At 49.7% G+C, this 15,897-nt stretch carries 13 protein-coding genes; 10 read left to right on the forward strand and 3 right to left on the reverse strand.

Annotated elements, in window-relative coordinates; translation table 11 throughout:
* From HY200_03375 to HY200_03415, 9 genes are all read left to right on the forward strand, one after another.
* On the forward strand, window positions 1–214 hold a 214-nt coding region (locus tag HY200_03375), incomplete at its 5' end, for an outer membrane lipoprotein-sorting protein (protein ID MBI3593972.1).
* A gap of 153 nt (window positions 215–367) precedes the next feature.
* On the forward strand, window positions 368–1,792 hold the full coding sequence (locus tag HY200_03380; protein MBI3593973.1) for a hypothetical protein: 1,425 nt from the start codon (window positions 368–370) through the stop codon (window positions 1,790–1,792).
* Window positions 1,793–2,038: 246 nt separating this feature from the next.
* On the forward strand, window positions 2,039–2,464 hold the full coding sequence (locus HY200_03385; GenBank protein MBI3593974.1) for a DUF3842 family protein: 426 nt from the start codon (window positions 2,039–2,041) through the stop codon (window positions 2,462–2,464).
* A 183-nt stretch (window positions 2,465–2,647) separates the two neighbouring features.
* Window positions 2,648–5,215 carry an MMPL family transporter gene (locus HY200_03390; GenBank protein MBI3593975.1) on the forward strand — a complete coding sequence of 856 codons (2,568 nt, stop codon included), beginning with the start codon at window positions 2,648–2,650 and terminating at the stop codon, window positions 5,213–5,215.
* 95 nt (window positions 5,216–5,310) lie between these two features.
* Window positions 5,311–6,390: a hypothetical protein gene (locus HY200_03395; GenBank protein MBI3593976.1), complete on the forward strand. Its 1,080-nt coding sequence runs from the start codon at window positions 5,311–5,313 to the stop codon at window positions 6,388–6,390.
* A 242-nt stretch (window positions 6,391–6,632) separates the two neighbouring features.
* A complete protein-coding gene (locus HY200_03400; protein MBI3593977.1) occupies window positions 6,633–7,919 on the forward strand; it encodes a hypothetical protein in 1,287 nt (428 codons plus the stop codon).
* Between the two features lie 127 nt (window positions 7,920–8,046).
* Complete coding sequence (locus tag HY200_03405; protein MBI3593978.1) at window positions 8,047–11,973, forward strand: hypothetical protein; 3,927 nt, start codon at window positions 8,047–8,049, stop codon at window positions 11,971–11,973.
* A 438-nt stretch (window positions 11,974–12,411) separates the two neighbouring features.
* A complete protein-coding gene (gene moaA, locus HY200_03410) occupies window positions 12,412–13,431 on the forward strand; it encodes a GTP 3',8-cyclase MoaA (protein MBI3593979.1) in 1,020 nt (339 codons plus the stop codon).
* A 201-nt stretch (window positions 13,432–13,632) separates the two neighbouring features.
* Window positions 13,633–14,325, forward strand: a complete 693-nt coding sequence (locus HY200_03415; GenBank protein ID MBI3593980.1) for a hypothetical protein — start codon at window positions 13,633–13,635, stop codon at window positions 14,323–14,325.
* On the opposite strand, the gene HY200_03420 is transcribed toward HY200_03415, so the two are convergent.
* Both HY200_03420 and HY200_03425 read right to left on the reverse strand, forming a co-directional pair.
* Entirely contained in the window at window positions 14,297–14,707 is a 411-nt protein-coding gene (locus HY200_03420) for a hypothetical protein (protein ID MBI3593981.1), read from the reverse strand. The genes HY200_03415 and HY200_03420 overlap by 29 nt on opposite strands.
* A 123-nt stretch (window positions 14,708–14,830) precedes the next feature.
* Entirely contained in the window at window positions 14,831–15,025 is a 195-nt protein-coding gene (locus HY200_03425; protein ID MBI3593982.1) for a hypothetical protein, read from the reverse strand.
* A 13-nt stretch (window positions 15,026–15,038) separates the two neighbouring features.
* Between HY200_03425 and HY200_03430 the strand changes: the two genes are divergently transcribed.
* On the forward strand, window positions 15,039–15,599 hold the full coding sequence (locus tag HY200_03430) for a hypothetical protein (protein MBI3593983.1): 561 nt from the start codon (window positions 15,039–15,041) through the stop codon (window positions 15,597–15,599).
* A gap of 29 nt (window positions 15,600–15,628) precedes the next feature.
* On the opposite strand, the gene HY200_03435 is transcribed toward HY200_03430, so the two are convergent.
* The gene (locus HY200_03435) at window positions 15,629–15,775 is read right to left on the reverse strand and encodes a hypothetical protein (GenBank protein MBI3593984.1); all 147 of its coding nucleotides are present in this window, start codon (window positions 15,773–15,775) and stop codon (window positions 15,629–15,631) included.
* Between the last annotated feature and the right edge of the window lie 122 nt (window positions 15,776–15,897).

Consider the following 15,897-nt stretch of genomic DNA (forward strand, 5'->3'; position numbering starts at 1 on the left):
GAAAATCGAATATTATGACCGGAAAGGCGAGCTTCTCAAGAGCCAGAAAATGAACTGGCAGGAAGTATCGGGCTATAAAGCCTGGAAAAGCTCGGAAGTCGTCAATGTCCAGACTCAGCATAAAACTATTTTTGAAATTTCGGATTTAAAAATCAACACCGGTCTAAAAGATGATCTCTTTAAAGAGAGAACGCTTACGACCGGTGTCCGGTAAGAACGACGGTAAGGAGACCCCTGTTGGAATCAGGTTTTGCCTGTCCAAGCATTGGGGGCGATTGGCGCGACAGATAAGTTAAGGAGCATCGCGCTATGAGCACCGCCGTGAAAGCGCGGCGGCAGGAGCCGGGGCATCGGAGGGTTTTACAGAGTGATACCGCGCGGGCCCCTGAGCATAGGTAAGGAGATCAATGTGAAGGGAGAGGGGGTTGTTTTTGCTATTCTCCCTTCTTTTTCGCTCATCGTCATTTTTATCATATTCGGATCCTCCCAGAAAGCTTTTGCCGAATCAGGTATTCCTGCTACGGAGTGGATGGGATACGCTAAAACAGAACTTGCCTATCGGTACCCTCAAAACGCGGCGTTTACAAAATTTCTCAATCTCTTTCAACTTGAGCTTCACACCACTTTTTCCGACAGGATCCGTCTGGTTTCAATCGGCCGGGTAACCTATAATGCGATCTATGACCTCGAAGATTTCTTTGAGGTCAACCCGTTAAGAAAAGAATTTAGCAGAAGTGCCGCTGAAATCTCCGCATTTTCTCCCCGCCGGTCCGATGCACTCCTCAGAGAGTTTTATCTCGACTGGAACAGTTCGATGCTTGATCTCAGGCTTGGAAAACAGATTGTCCGGTGGGGATTGATCGAAGGATTCCGAATCACCGATGCGGTCAATCCGATGGATTTCACCGAATTCATCCTGAGGGAGGTCGGCGACCGGTATATTCCGCTTTGGATGGCCAAAGGCGATTTCTACTTTGGCGATATTTCACTTGAAACTCTTTTTATTCCAGATCTCACTTTTCATCAGGCTGCCCCTGCAGGCACGGAATGGGAAGAGTTTCAGATTCCTCCCGGGACCGAAACACCGACTAATAGTCCTATCAACTGGGAATGGGGAGTCAAAGTCTCTGAAAATATCCTGGGCTGGGATTCCAGTTTCAGCTACCTCTACAACTGGGATCAATTTCCAGGCGCATTCCGTGGAGCATTTGGGAACAGTACCGGGACACTGACTTTTACACCCCGCTATTCCCGGCTTCACAACGTTGGTTTGACAACCTCCAAAAATATTGCGGGAGCAGTCATGGGGTTTGAAACCGCATATGTTCATGGAAAATATTTTGAGACCGGAGCCGATACCAACGGAAATGGTCTTCTGGATTCTGGTGATACATTTGGTGAAATGGAAGAAGATTACTTTGTTTATGGCGTGAGTGCGGATGTCAACTGGTATGATTCGGATATCACATTGCAATATTCACAGACCATTCTTCCTCACTATGAACAGAATTTGATGACCGACCAGGTGGAGAGCGGCACATCCCTCTTTATTCGGAGAGAGTGGCTGAATAGCAGAATATTGACGCAGTTTTCAGTGCTCTATTTCTTTAACCGAAATGAAGCCTTGATTCGACCCCGGATCGATTATAAATGGAGCGACCACCTGAAACTTTCAGGAGGTGGGGATTTCTTCTCAGGTCATCGGAGCGATGAACTGAATTCGGAATTTCATTTTATCGGTTTTTTCAAAGATCATGATAGAATTATAGCAGAGGTAAAATACAGCTTTTAGAGGCCAATGTTAAGTAGGACAACTCTGTAAGATGTGGAATGAGAATTAACTCTTTGACTATTTCAGGTTGTTCAAAAATCCTCAGATGTCCCCTGCCGAGGACTTCCTCAATCAAAGCTTTCTTTTGAGGGTCGCAGGCCGCAGGTTCGAAGGCGACTGAAGCGTACATTGGTGAGTACGTTGAAGAAGACTGAGAAACGAGAACGAAGTAAATGAGGCCTTGTCAATTGCCTGCCAGGAGAAAATATGGTCATTGCGGTAATCGATGGACAGGGAGGCGGGATCGGGAGCGAAATTATCAAGAAGCTCCGCGACTATCTTCCTGAAGAAATTGAAATTATTGCGCTCGGTACGAATGCGATTGCCACATCGTCGATGATGCGCGCGGGTGCTAATAAGGGGGCGTCCGGAGAGAATGCGATCATTCAGTCGATCGGAAATGTTCAGTTGATCATTGGTCCTCTTTCGATTGTGTTGGCAAATTCAATGATGGGTGAAATGACCGTAGCAATGGCCTCGGCCATTTCGACGACCCGGGTCAGAAAAATCCTTCTTCCAATCGGCTTTGAACATATTGAACTGGTGGGCACGGAAAAAGAGCCAATCCCGCACATGATCTTGAAGCTGGTCGACCGGGTCAATCTCCTGATCGGAAGTGAGAAAAGAAAATGAGAACGAGGGTAAGGCATGATGATCTCGTTTGGTATTACCTTCACTGCTCCGGCTCCGAAGTTCACCTTCTATTTCAACAACATTTTTGTAGGGCAACCAAACTTCGAAGAGTCGCTATTCAGGTCACACCAAACGAGATCATCATAGCAAGTCGCCAATCCATAAATCAGGAGTGTGCACACCATGATTAAAAAATATGTAGACGGATTAGTCAATCATCCACTTCGAGTCATTCTCGTTGTGTTGGCGGTGACTCTGTTTTTTGCTTTTCAGCTCCAGCATCTCTTCATGATTCTTGATCCGAAAAGAATTCTCCCTCAGGATCATCCCTTCGTCCAGCTCAACAACAAGATTGAGCAGACCTTCGGAGGAAGCCGGGTGGTCGTCATCGGTGTCGTGGTTAAGAACGGAGATGTTTTTAACCCGGCGACGCTTGCCAAAATTAAGCGGATTACCGAAGAGGTAAAAGGGGTTTCCGGTATCCTGGAAGAAAATGTCGTTTCCATTTCCGATCGAAAGATCAAATATATCAATGCTTCACCCGGGGGGATGGATATTCGCCCGATGATGGCCGAAGTTCCGACGACGAAAGAAGGACTTGATGACCTGAAAAAGAGTCTCTATTCCAACGATCTTTATCTGAAAAGCCTGATTTCAGAAGATGGCAAAGCGGCGGCAATCATAACCGATTTCAGGTCGGGGGTCTTTTCGCCCTCCAATGCGGCTTCCGGTTCAGGGGGGAAAGGATCAGGGAGTAATCCCTGGTGGAATCCGGATACCGGAAAATCATCTTCTGCAGGAACGACTGCAGGTGGTGCGAATCCCTGGTGGAACCCCGATAAGGCAAAAAAAGAGGGTAAAACAAGCCCTGCAAAGACGAGTACAACCTACGATACGCTGGCCGGTCTGGTTAAGGGGCTGATTTTCGGCGGTTCCTGGTCCGCTTCCGGAGACAACCCCTATTGGACAAGCGATTCGACTATTTATAAAAAGCTTCATGCCATTATCGATAAAGAGAAAGATGGCAACACCGAAATCTATCTTGGGGGTCTCCCCATCGCGCTCTCTTTTCTCGAAGCCGATACGAATGTCATGAACCAGGTTGTTTTCCCGATTGCGTTTGTGGTGATTATGGGGGTTCTTTTTCTTTCATTCAGGTCATTTCAGGGAATGCTCATTCCGATACTCACGGCCCTGCTCAGCGTGATCTGGGCGCTCGGTCTGGTGGGTCTCCTGGGGATCCCGCTCGATCCCTTTACCAAAACATTGACCCCGCTGTTGATCGTCGCTATTGCCGCAGGGCATTCGATCCAGATTTTAAAGCGTTACTACGAAGAGTATGCGAAAACCGGAAATCATAAAGAAGCGGTCCGGGAATCAACGCTCAGGATGGCGCCGGTCATGGTAACGGCAGGTCTTGTTGCCTCGGCAAGTTTTGCGTCTTTGATTACATTCCATCTCAAAACATTTCAGGCATTCGGTTTATTAACGGCCTTTGGGATACTTTCAGCGGTTGTGTTGGAACTGAGTTTTATTCCGGCATTCAGAACGATGGTTCCTCCCCGCTTGACACCTGACGCCTTGCTTCGAAGTTCCTATTTAGACCATATCTTGACCTCGGTGGGGAATTTCATCCCGCGGAACCCGATGAAAATTTTGATCGCCGGAGGAGTCATCCTGGCCGTCAGCTCGATAGGCGCCTCCCAGGTTAAAGTCAATAACAGCTTGAAAACCCAGTTTTTCGAAAAGACCGAGCTTCGGGTCAGTGATCAGGCGATCAATCAGGCCTTTGGCGGAACATCGACATTTTATATTCTGGTCGATGGAAAAGTGCCGGACCGATTGAAAGATCCGAAGGTCATGGCCGGAATCGAAGGGCTTCAAAAACTCCTTGAGTCGATCCCGGGAGTTGGAAAAACGCAATCCTACGTGGATTACCTCAAGAAAATGAGCCGGTCGATTCATGGGGGCGATCCTGCCTGGGAAAAAATACCCGAAAGCCGGCAAGCGGCAGGGGAATACCTTTTTCTCTATTCTATCTCCGGAAATCCGGCCGATTTCAACCGGCTCGTCAATTACGACTATCAGCAGGCGGTCATCTGGTCGTTTTTGAAAACGGACAGCACCGATCTGGCTGAAAAAATAATCAAAGAGGTGAACGCCTATGTTCCGTCCCATTTTGATCCCGATATGACGGTTGGAGTCGCCGGGAGTTCTCCGGTCACAGTTGCTTTGAATGAAACAATGGTCCAGGGAAAGGTCAAGAACATTCTTCAGGTGAGCGGCCTGACTTTCGTTATTGCTTCGCTCGTATTTCGTTCGCTTTTGGGAGGACTTCTTGTTCTCCTCCCGCTGCTTCTGGCAGTCATGATCAATTTCGGCGTGATGGGTTTTTCAGGTCTTACACTCGGGATCGGAACGGCGACCATTGCAGCCATGTCTGTCGGGATGGGTGCCGACTATGCCATCTATTTTATTTTTAGACTGAGAGAAGAATTTAAAAAGACCGGAAAGGTGGAAAGTGCCATTTCAAATTCGATGAGCACGGCAGGAAAATCAATTCTCTATGTTGCTTTCGCTATTTCCGCCGGATGTGCCACGCTGATCTTTCCGGGCTATTACCTTCATACGGAAGGAATCCTGGTCCCTCTTGCCATGTTGACCAGTTCAGTCGGTGCAATCACCTTGATACCCGCTTTAATGGCCTGGCTCCGCCCGACATTTGTATTTGGAGTGCGGGGTGAGAGATGAGGTGTTAAGGGAACGGCGTGAAATTTTGTTTTATAATATTCTGGAGCTTTATTGCACTTGTCTTAAGTAATCAGCCGCTGTGGGGCCAGGAGCCATTGTCCAACCCCGATTTCTCGACGACAGCGGCCTCAGAAGGAACCGTTCCCGTCTTTAAGGCTACCCCTTCCGAAAAGGGGACAACTGTTCCCCCCTTTTCTTCAAGCTCCACCTTTTCCGCGACTGCATTAGGTTACGGCACGACTTCAACCACCCAACCGACCCTCCCGCCATTAGAAGACTTTCCGTTAAAGCCGCTTGAATGGGGCAAATGGAGTGTCGGCCTTCTGATCGGAGTCTATCATCCGTCGCTCGATTTGTTAAATCACATCTTGTCAGATCCCAATCTCGGAATCGTCCAGGACCCCAATTTTCTTCTTCCGGGGAACCCTGATTTTCCAACCACCAAACGAAACATCGTCACGCCGCATATTTTCGGGCTGGCTGAATATGGGATAGAAGGTCAACTGGAAATTAATCCGAAATATTCTTTCACATTTGCGTTTGCTTCCTGGCAGGGAGAGTCCCGTGCAGAGGATTCCGTCACGATTTTCACCCGGTCGAATCAACCACCTAGCGTTGTTCCGCGGGATGCGAGGTACCATGTTACGATCAACCAGTTCTGGTGGGGACTCCGATATCATTTTATGAACGAGCCCGGAAAGAAAAAATTCTATCTGAATATTGGCCTGTTGGGTGTTTCCGGTGCCTATTTGACCATGGACTCCCTTGAGCGGGTGATTACGAACAATAACCTCAGTTTTGACTCCGTCAGTGTCACGGAAGCTTCCGGTTACGGGTTTTCCACCCGATTTGGCGCGGGGGGAGAATACCATTTTCAAAAGTGGCTATCGATCGGGACCAATATCAACTACGTCATGGGAAAAATCAGCACTCTTAAGGTAAGTCGTTATTTTTCAAGCGGTTTCGGCGAGCCCCTTCCTGCACCGCCCGATTCGCTTCCGCCCGATCCGACCATTCCGATCCCTCAACCCGCGACACTTCCTGTGCCGGGAGACACGATTACCTATGCCCCGATGACGACGATCGGAGCAGCCGATTTCATGGGAAAACCCCAAAACCTCTCCCTCGATCTCGATGGTTTTGATGTTACCTTTTATATCCAGTTTCATTTTTAATCTTTAAGAGACCCTTCCTGGTACGTTCTCAGTCGGATCGGAACACCAAAAAAATAATTGACATCAAGATGAAAGAAATTTAAGATGGGGCAAGAAAGTAGAAATTGTTTTCAGAATCCCACTTTTCGACATCTCCAGATTGAATGGGAATTTCCAGGAGTTATTCTTCTTTATTCTCCTTCCTTCTCCCGCTTGTTTTCTGAAAACAACCGTTATCAGAGTACTGAATTTTATATTTCCAATTGAAAAAAAAACGCGGATTTATCATTCTGTTCCTGGGAATGGTCATTTCATTTTCAGGGAACGACGCTCTTTCTGAAAGTAAGCTGGAACCGGATACCCGGGTTAAGACCATGATCGAAGGCCCCGCAACAGTCAATAAAGTCTGCGGGCAGTGTCACTCGGTCAAAATCAATGGCCAGTGTTTTGCCGGGGGTTGTCAGGACGAAACCCGGATCAGAACGTCTGGCGGGAGAGACTGGCTTCTCATGGCCCGATGGATGCGGGAATTTTTCCACTGTCAAATGACGGATGATCAAAGCCATTTGATAGCCGCCTATCTTAACCTTGTTGCTCCGAAACCGGACTTTCCAGCCGACTGGACGGAAGTGGCTTCGTTCCATGGCGGGTTTAATGTGCCGGCGATGAAATCTTTTGGAAATGCGCTGTTCGCCGGACTTGAAGGAAACCCGGTTATATACCGGACGGATAACGGGAAGGACTGGAAAGAGGTCATGAAGAGCGAGAGCGGAAGTGATGTGTTTGCGCTCGAAGAATTTAAGGGTGCGCTCTATGCGGGGGTAGAAGGCCCCGAGGCGGAACTCTGGAGATCAATCGATGGAGTTCGATGGGAAAAAGTTCATACCTTTCCGTTTGACGCCAGGCCGTATTCCAATGAGACCGGTGTCACGGCGCTTGGCGTTTTTAAAGGGTATCTTTACGCCGGAACGTATCACCTGCGAATTTACCGGTCGGCAAATGGAATCGATTGGGAAGAAGTGGGATCGTTCCAGGCGATCGATTCTTCCAAATCAAGTATCAAAGTTCGGTTTTTAAAGGAGTTTAAAGGGAAGCTCTATGCGGGAAGCACTTACAGCGGAGCGCTTTTCCAGAGCGAGAATGGCAAGGACTGGATAGAGCTCCTTTCTCTTGAAAAGAAGGGGGTCAAGGGATTGATCCGGGCGTTGGTATTTCATGACCAGCTTTATGTGGGCACCCGGGTAGATGGAACGATCTGGAGAACCGGAGAGGGACAGGATTGGGAAAAGGTCTTTGACCTGGAAAAGGAAACCAGTAAGCCAGGAGGCATGATCGGCTCGATGGCGGTTTATCACGAAATGCTTTATGCCGACGCGACGGTTTCGTTTACAAACACAGGAGTCTATCGGAGTTATGATGGTAAAAAATGGGAGAAAGCGGGGAGTTTCTCTCCTTTTGACGCCGAGGCGATGTCGGTTTTTCGAAATCAGCTTTATGTGGCGACCATCTATCCGAGAACGCCGAAAGTGTTTCAAATGATCGAGAAATAGCCCTGTTATTAAATAGGGGTCTTCTTTTATTGAAGGATTAGAAAAACAAATTGGAACAAGTGAAATATTGTGCAGGTTGACCAATTGAAATTAAAACAGGAAAATGACTCCACGGAGGAAAATTAAAATGAGCCAGCTGAGACAAGACAATCAGGGAAGATATTTCCTTTTCATTTATCTCTTTTTTTTCAGCTGGCTAAATCTTAACTCCGTGGCTTTTTCAGCCACAACGGTGGGAGATTGCTCCTCGGGAGCAGCCGGCTGTTACGAAGATAAAGCGGTCACCTCCTGTACCCTCTGTCATACCACGACCATCACACGGGCGACCGGAACCGTTCGGACTCTGACCCTTGCGGACTCCCCGCCTCTGAGTGCTTTTGCAGGGGTCTCTGCAGGACCCAGGACAGAAGGAAGCGCGTCTGATCCGGATGGAACGGTCACATGGTGGGCGACGATCAATCATATGATTACCAAGGCCTGTCCTGTCGGAGGCAACCATGCCCAGTTAGGGGGCGGGTCCAATACGTCAACTGAAGCGATTAACGCGGCGGACTATCTGGGGGTGAATTACTGTCCGACCTGCACCGGCGTCATCCTCTCCAGCGTCGATGTGGTCGGGATTACCAAGAATTCTGCGACGATTACCTGGAACACGTCATTGGCCGGTTACCAGGATGGCCTGGCCAACAGCGTGGTTTTTTGGGGGACCAGTCCTTCGTCCTTAACAAATCAGGTTTCGGATGCGACGGCAACGGGAATGCATTCCATCTCATTGACCGGACTGAATCCCAACACCAAGATCTATTTCACCTATCAGTCGACAGGTGGGAACGGGGTCACCGTGAAATGGCCCAGTACACTCTCTTTTAAAACGGCCGCCGATACCGGTTGCACGACCAACTGCGGGACGACGACAACCACCTTTGCCTATGTCGCCAACCAGAGCTCCAAATCGATTTCCGTTGTGAATACGGCAACCAAAGCGATTGCGACCACGATTTTCTTGACAGAGACCCCTTACGGCGTGGTCAGTGCCCCTGATGGCAAGACTGTTTATGTGTCTGCCTGGTATGTGAATACGTCGTCCATTCCAATTAACGACCTGATTGTCATCGATACGGCCACCAACACGATCAATTCGGTTGTCGCAAATATTTCCCCCGATAATACCGCTGCGCCAATGGGTCTCGCTATTTCACCGGACGGAAGGTATCTCTTTGGGGCCAACGGGGGCCAGCTTCTGGCCTACTCGACGACGACCTTAACCTTGATTAAGAAATCGACTCTCCCTTCGAGTTATACCCTTGACCTTTCCGTAACGCCGGACCAGAGTGCCATTTACGTTGTTTCCGGGAGCTATTTTTCAGATACGGAGATTGTCAATCTGGCCAGTGCGATAAATCCTTCCGTCTCGACGATCGCAAGCCATGTCACCATGCCCACAGTGGGTGCGACCGGTCCGGGAGCCTCGTCAGTGATCGCAGGCCCCGACGGCCGCGGTTGGATTCCGGGGAATATCGGAGGCGGCCCGGGTGGCTTTACCCGTCTGATGCCCAGTGGGTTAACCTATCTGGTCCCGTCTGAATATTCCGGGCCGGGAGTCACGATCAACTCCGCGGGCGATACGCTCTACAGCACAACAAGAGACTACCGGTTGAACAGCGGCATGGCAAGTATCGGCGTGGCCCAGATGGATACGGCAACGTTCGTGACGCAGTTTATGTTTCCGGATCTCCTCGGAAATTACGGGTATAACGGCATTGCGGTTTCTCCCGACGGATCGACCCTGTATGTATCGGCTATCTGCGGCGGGACTCCTCCTTGTCCCGACCTGCTTTATTTTATTGACACGACCCTCTTTTCGGTTTCCGGTTCAGTTCCGGTTGGCAGCGGTCCGAATAAAATTGCCCTCGCAACGGTGGTGACCGGGACCCCTCCAGGGCCCCCTCCCACGCTGATCTACTCTGCCAACGGGAGCGCCAACAACGTGTCGGTGATTGATCCGGCCACCAACGCCATTACTGCGACCGTATCGGTTGGAACCAATCCGCTTGCTCTGGCCCCCACGCCGGATGGAAAACTGGTGATTGTGGTCAACGGAGGCGGTACCGTTTCGGTCATCACCCGAAGCAGTCAAACGGTGACCGCAACGCTTACGCTTCCGGACCCGGTCACAGGGACAGCTGCCGCAATCGCGGGTCCCGCGGGGACGAACCTGGTCTATATCGCAAACCATAACGCCATGAAAATCTATGTCATGAATACCCAATCCAATACGATCACCGCGACGATTCCTGTGGGCGCGCCAGCGGTCTACTCCCCTCAGGGACCGCTTGATCTTGCAATCAGTCCGGACGGTTCGACCCTCTATGCCAATGTGGATGTCAATCCCGGTGACCCTGCCAATGCGGACGGCTATATTGCGGTCATATCAACCGCCAGCAACAGTTCGGTGGGGAGGATCAATCTCCCGATGATGAATGGTGCGGGAACTTATCATACCGGAGGTAGCCATGTGGCGATGAACCCGCTTGGGGGATTTGCCTATGCCTCTGCCGATCCCTATGTGGTCATTATCGATACCGTGGCCAATGGTGTCATCACGTCGCTGAAAATTCCGACAAGCGGTCCGAAATGTTATTCTATGTCTCTTGGTGTGACGGCCGACGGGACTGCTTTGGCTGCCTCCTGCTGGAATACCCTCTTCCTTTATGATACGAGCCTGCTGATCCAGACGATGAACACCGGGCAAAATCTTTCGGCAATTATTTCGTCAATTGCGATTACCGGTGACAGCGCCAAAGGATATCTGGCCGGAAATTCTTCTTCCTCCATTACCAATCTCGATCTGACCAATCTCAGCTTAATCGGGGGAATCACGGTTCCGGCGGTACCCACGATGATAGCGGCATCTCCTGCCGTCATCAATGTGCCCGGCGGATCGCCGATTGTCCTGACAGCTCCCGATCTGACCTTTACGGCTCTCTCCGCAAATGCGACGGTCAATCTCTCGGTCGCTTCGAATCTGACGATTACCGGTACGGCCAAGAATATTGGTGGAAGTGCCGCCGCGAGCTTTGTAATTAGTTACTATCTTTCCCCCACCAATTTCTATAATTCGGCGACCGCGATTTCAATTGGGAGCCAGACGGTAGGGAGCCTCGGCGCGGGAGCGACTCTGAACCTCAATTCTCCGTTTACGGTACCCACTTCGGTGCCATTAGGCGATTATTATGTTTTGGCCAATGCGGATGCTAATCAACAGATTGCCGAGAATAACGAAGACAATAATATTTTCTCAACAGCCACGAAGGTGCATCTGGTCGTCGTGGATCTGGCAGAAACCAATCTGACCAGCCCGGCGATAGGGACTGGTCAACTGCCTGGGGCGACCATCTCGGTTACGGATACCGTCACCAATCCGGGGACCGCTTCGGTTGGCACTTTCCCGGTCGGGATATATCTTAATCCGGTGTCTGGTGGAAAATATACCTTCCTCGGATCCCGGTCGGTTTCAAGCCTGGCGGTTGGAGGAACTTCCACCGGGACCAAATCGTATACGATACCGACCAATGTGGTGGGCGGGACCTATAACCTTCAAGCGGTGGCAGACTACGCCAACGCCGTTCCGGAATCGAATGAAACCAATAACACGTTTACGAACACCTCGGGACTGATTACCATCCCTCCCGCTGATCTCGTCATGACGGCGGTTTCGACGACCGCCACCACAGTTGCCCGTGGCGGCGCGGTCACTATTTCCTATACAGTTAAAAACCAGGGGATTGGGGGGACGGCGGTCTTTGCAATTGGATTCTACCTTTCGACAGACAGTACGATTACCACCGCAGATAAATACCTCTCCTATAAATCCATTTCTCCGGGATTGAATCCCGGGGCCTCAATCAGCGGTTCAGTCACAATGGTCATTCCGGCCAACACGACGCCGGGAACTTACTACCTGGGTGCCTATGCCGATTATTTGAATGTCGTCATCGAATCGGTTGAGACGAATAATGGCAAAGCGACCGCGGGAACCATTCAGGTCCAGTAAATCGAACTGAAATTTTTCCTCAATAGCCGTCTGGATTTCCCTTTCAGACGGCTATTTTTTTTGGATTATTCACGTATTATCCAATCATTTAGGGGATTAAAGAGAAAAAGAATGCTTCTTTTTTGGGTAAACCTTTACCCCTTGAACCCCAAATTTTGGTTGTTTTAGATCTTGCTCCCTATTCCGGGGAGAAAATGTTTTGAATTGCTAAAATTAAATATTGGTTTTTCAATAACTTACAAAATGAATTCCGCCTGTTCATTTTTGAAACGGAATGGTCTCTAAATTGCAAAATAAATAGCTCTGTGAGATAGAATCCCCTGAAGGGCGATCTCATTTTATAACCGGTTTCATGCGTTTAAATTATGTTTCCATTTATCCGGTCCTCTAGAACGCCGGATCATATCAACAGTCACTTCCATGAAGGAGGTCTTTTCAATGGCCCAACCATTACCCCTAGTCGATAGTTTTAATCGAACCGTTAACTATATGCGAGTCTCTGTGACCGACCGCTGTAATCTTCGCTGTACCTACTGCATGCCTGCTTATGGCGTGAACTGGATGCAGCAAGACCATATCTTGTCGTTTGATGAATTCTATCGGATCATCGAACGTGCAGTGGCGCGTGGGTTAAAGAAAATCCGGATTACGGGCGGAGAGCCTCTGGTGAGAAGCGGTATTGTTGATTTTATTGCGAAAGTTGCTGCGTTAAAAGAAAAAGGGTTGAAAGACCTTGCCATGACCACCAATGCGGTACTATTAAAATCGATGGCTGGTCCTCTTTATCAGGCAGGTTTACGACGGATGAATATCAGTTTAGATTCGTTGAATCCAAAGAGATTTGAAGAAGTGACCCGGGGAAACTGCTTCCGGAAAGTCTGGGAAGGGATCGAAGAGGCGGAACGCGTTGGATTTAGCCCTTTGAAGATCAATATGGTGCTTCAAAAAGGTTGTAATGACGATGAAGTGATCGATTTTGTAAAGATGACGTTAAACCGGAATATTCATGTCCGCTTTATCGAATATATGCCTTGTGGTGATTACGACGATTGGAAGTCGAAATACATGCCGATGGATGAAGTCATGAACCGGATCGAAGCGGAATTTGGTAAGCTTGAAATGAACGCCGAAGACAAAGGGGGGAACGAAGGAACTTCAGGACCCGCCTATAACTTTAAACTTCCGGGGGGTAAAGGGGTCGTCGGATTTATCCATGCGATCAGCGATCATTTCTGCGATACCTGCAATCGGGTTCGCTTGACTGCAGATGGATCGCTCCGTCCCTGCCTCTTCTCTGACATCGAAGTCAATTTCAGAGAGGCCTTACGAAGAGGTTGTTCGGACGAAGAGATCGATGACCTTTTTGACCAGTCCCTACAGATTAAGCCCGAAGGGCATATGTTAGAGCAGTTTGCCGAGGAAAAAACCCTCAAGTCGATGATTAGTATTGGAGGGTGAGTATCGCCACGAATAAGTGGCGATAGGCTACGAACGCCCTCGAGACGGTGAGAGGGCCGGATGAGCGCTGTCACGAATCAGTGACGACGGAAAGAGTTTTTTACGATAAACAGCTTGATTCTCAAGGATCATAATTTTACCTCCCACTTGAGAGGGGATGAGCTCCTTGAGAATCAAGCTTAAGGTGTAATCAGGAAACGGATGATTCAGCAGGCTTTTCTTTTAATGACTTTAATCTGTTTTGCCCCGTCGGCTTATTCAGCCGATACGGCGACCGTCACAGGCAATATTCAGCTCCATACTCAGCAGAACCCAACGAACCGAACTCCGGACACCGGGCCATTTGGTATGGATGCACACATGCTTTCAAATGTCAGTGATCCCCACCCCGACACACGTGTTCCACTTACCATGATTGGAACCCAGGCCGACACGCAGAGTGGCCGAAATGTTTCCTCCGGTTTTAGCGAGGCTTCTTTGGACCAGACCGAATCTTCTTCAGTCCCTGATTTTCAGACCGTGATCAATCGCATTACCTCTTCCGGTTCGGCCTCCGCCCGGGTACATCAGTTACAGACCCAGATTCATTTAAACCAGACACAGGGAACGGGGCCAGGTGCCTTTACTTTTGACGATAAATTCAGTGTGACATCGGTCACGGACCGTTCTGGTAATATGGTGGGTCAGGCGAATGGCAACTATATATTGACTTATCAGGAAGTCGTGGGTGGAGTGGTCAAGACCACCACCTGTAATGGGACATTTATATCTCAGCCGGTTCTGGATAGTTCCGGAAAGCAACTTTTTGATTCAGAGGGACGTGCGGTAACTCAGTATACGAATACCTCCGGGGTGACCAATAGTGTCACCGGACCGGGATGTAAAACGAATTAAAAAAGTTTTCGGCTGGCGATACAGCCGGAAAGGGAGGAGGAGCCGATTTGTCGGTTCTGACTTTCAAAACATCAATCATAAGCATGGAGAGGGGGTGAAAATTAATGCGAAATTTATTAACGAACAAAACAACTAAAACCAACAAGGAGTTCAATATGAAACTAAAATCGATATTGATTATGACAATGGTCGCTATTATGGCCATTGCAGGTGGAGCCATTGCGGCAACCACCACAACAACAATCAACGCCACGCTCGATACCCCAGGGTTTGCGGGTGGCGTCAACATGACCTTCGGGACTGCACCGGCTTGCGTTAGCGTTGCGGGAGCGGTAACGGCTTGCGCTGCGATGACTGCGGCACAGGCGGTAGCGTTCGTCACAGAATCTCAGACAGGTACCGGTACCGGTCTTGCCGGCGGTATGCCAGCACAGGTCGTCTACAATCCTAACGCTTATGGTGTGGGATTGGGCGGCTATACGGCGGGCGTCGGTTCACAAACAGGTTATGCGCTCAGCCAGACCCTGTTTGGAATGTGTACTGTAGCACTCGTCTGCCCCAAATTCGTTCCGGCTGCTGCTGCGGCTTCAGCTGCGACGATCCAGGGCCTGATTATCTCCGAAGGCGGCGGTAACGCGGCCGACGGAGGTGCGGGTACAGTTACGACCAGCACGATTCCGAGCGGTACGGGCAACTTCAACCAGGCAACCTTCATGACCGATATTGTCGGCAGCATGGTCACGGCGGGTGTCATCAACAACAACTTCAGCCAGAAAACGACCCATCACTCCGTTGCAGCGAACGCAACCGGTAGTGCGGATGCCGATTTCATCGACCAGAGACTCTCTCAGGTTCTTGGAACGGTCCAGACTTTAGCCCAGTCCACGACAATCGGTGCCAGCGGCGACGGTTTGGCGGTGGTCGTAACACAAGATCCGACTTCAACTGATCCAGGTTGGGTTGGGAATATCGATCCGTTTGCGGCAGTCGGCGGTGGGGTTCTTTTGACCCAAACCACGGTGCCCAGCGCGGCAGTTTATGCTGTGATCAACGGAGCAGGTGCCTTTGCCGCCAACGGCGGGGCGATCAACCAGGCGATTGCCGACAGCAACTCGGGTGGATCGGGTGACTACGGTCAGCTCTTCACCAACGATGATATGGCGGTGACCAGCACGGTAACCCCTGCACCTGTTCCCGGTGCGGCGACAATCTACAACGCGATTTCTCCGTTATTCGGCGGTGTTGCGGGTGGAACCCTTCCCACACTTCCATAATCGTCTAATCGATTATCGAAGCTGTTAAGTTAGGGAGTAAAATCAGGGGAGAGGTGGTGGATTCTGAGCCATCTCTCCTCTTTTTTTGCCAAATCGTGATTTGTTTTTCCAGTTAAATTTGGTATCTTTAATTTGATATCGCGTTCAAGAAGATTAATCTCTTTCGGCAGGTTCATATCATCACTTTCCGCGTTATTTCAAAAGCTCATTCTTTCTTCTTTCCGATTTTAGTCCTCTTTTTTTTTGTTTCCCCCGCATGGTCTCAGCTGCAACCCGGGAGCAGTCAGGCCGAAGAACA

This window comes from Nitrospirota bacterium (assembly GCA_016194305.1).
In the GTDB taxonomy this organism is placed as follows: Bacteria; Nitrospirota; Nitrospiria; order JACQBW01; family JACQBW01; genus JACQBW01.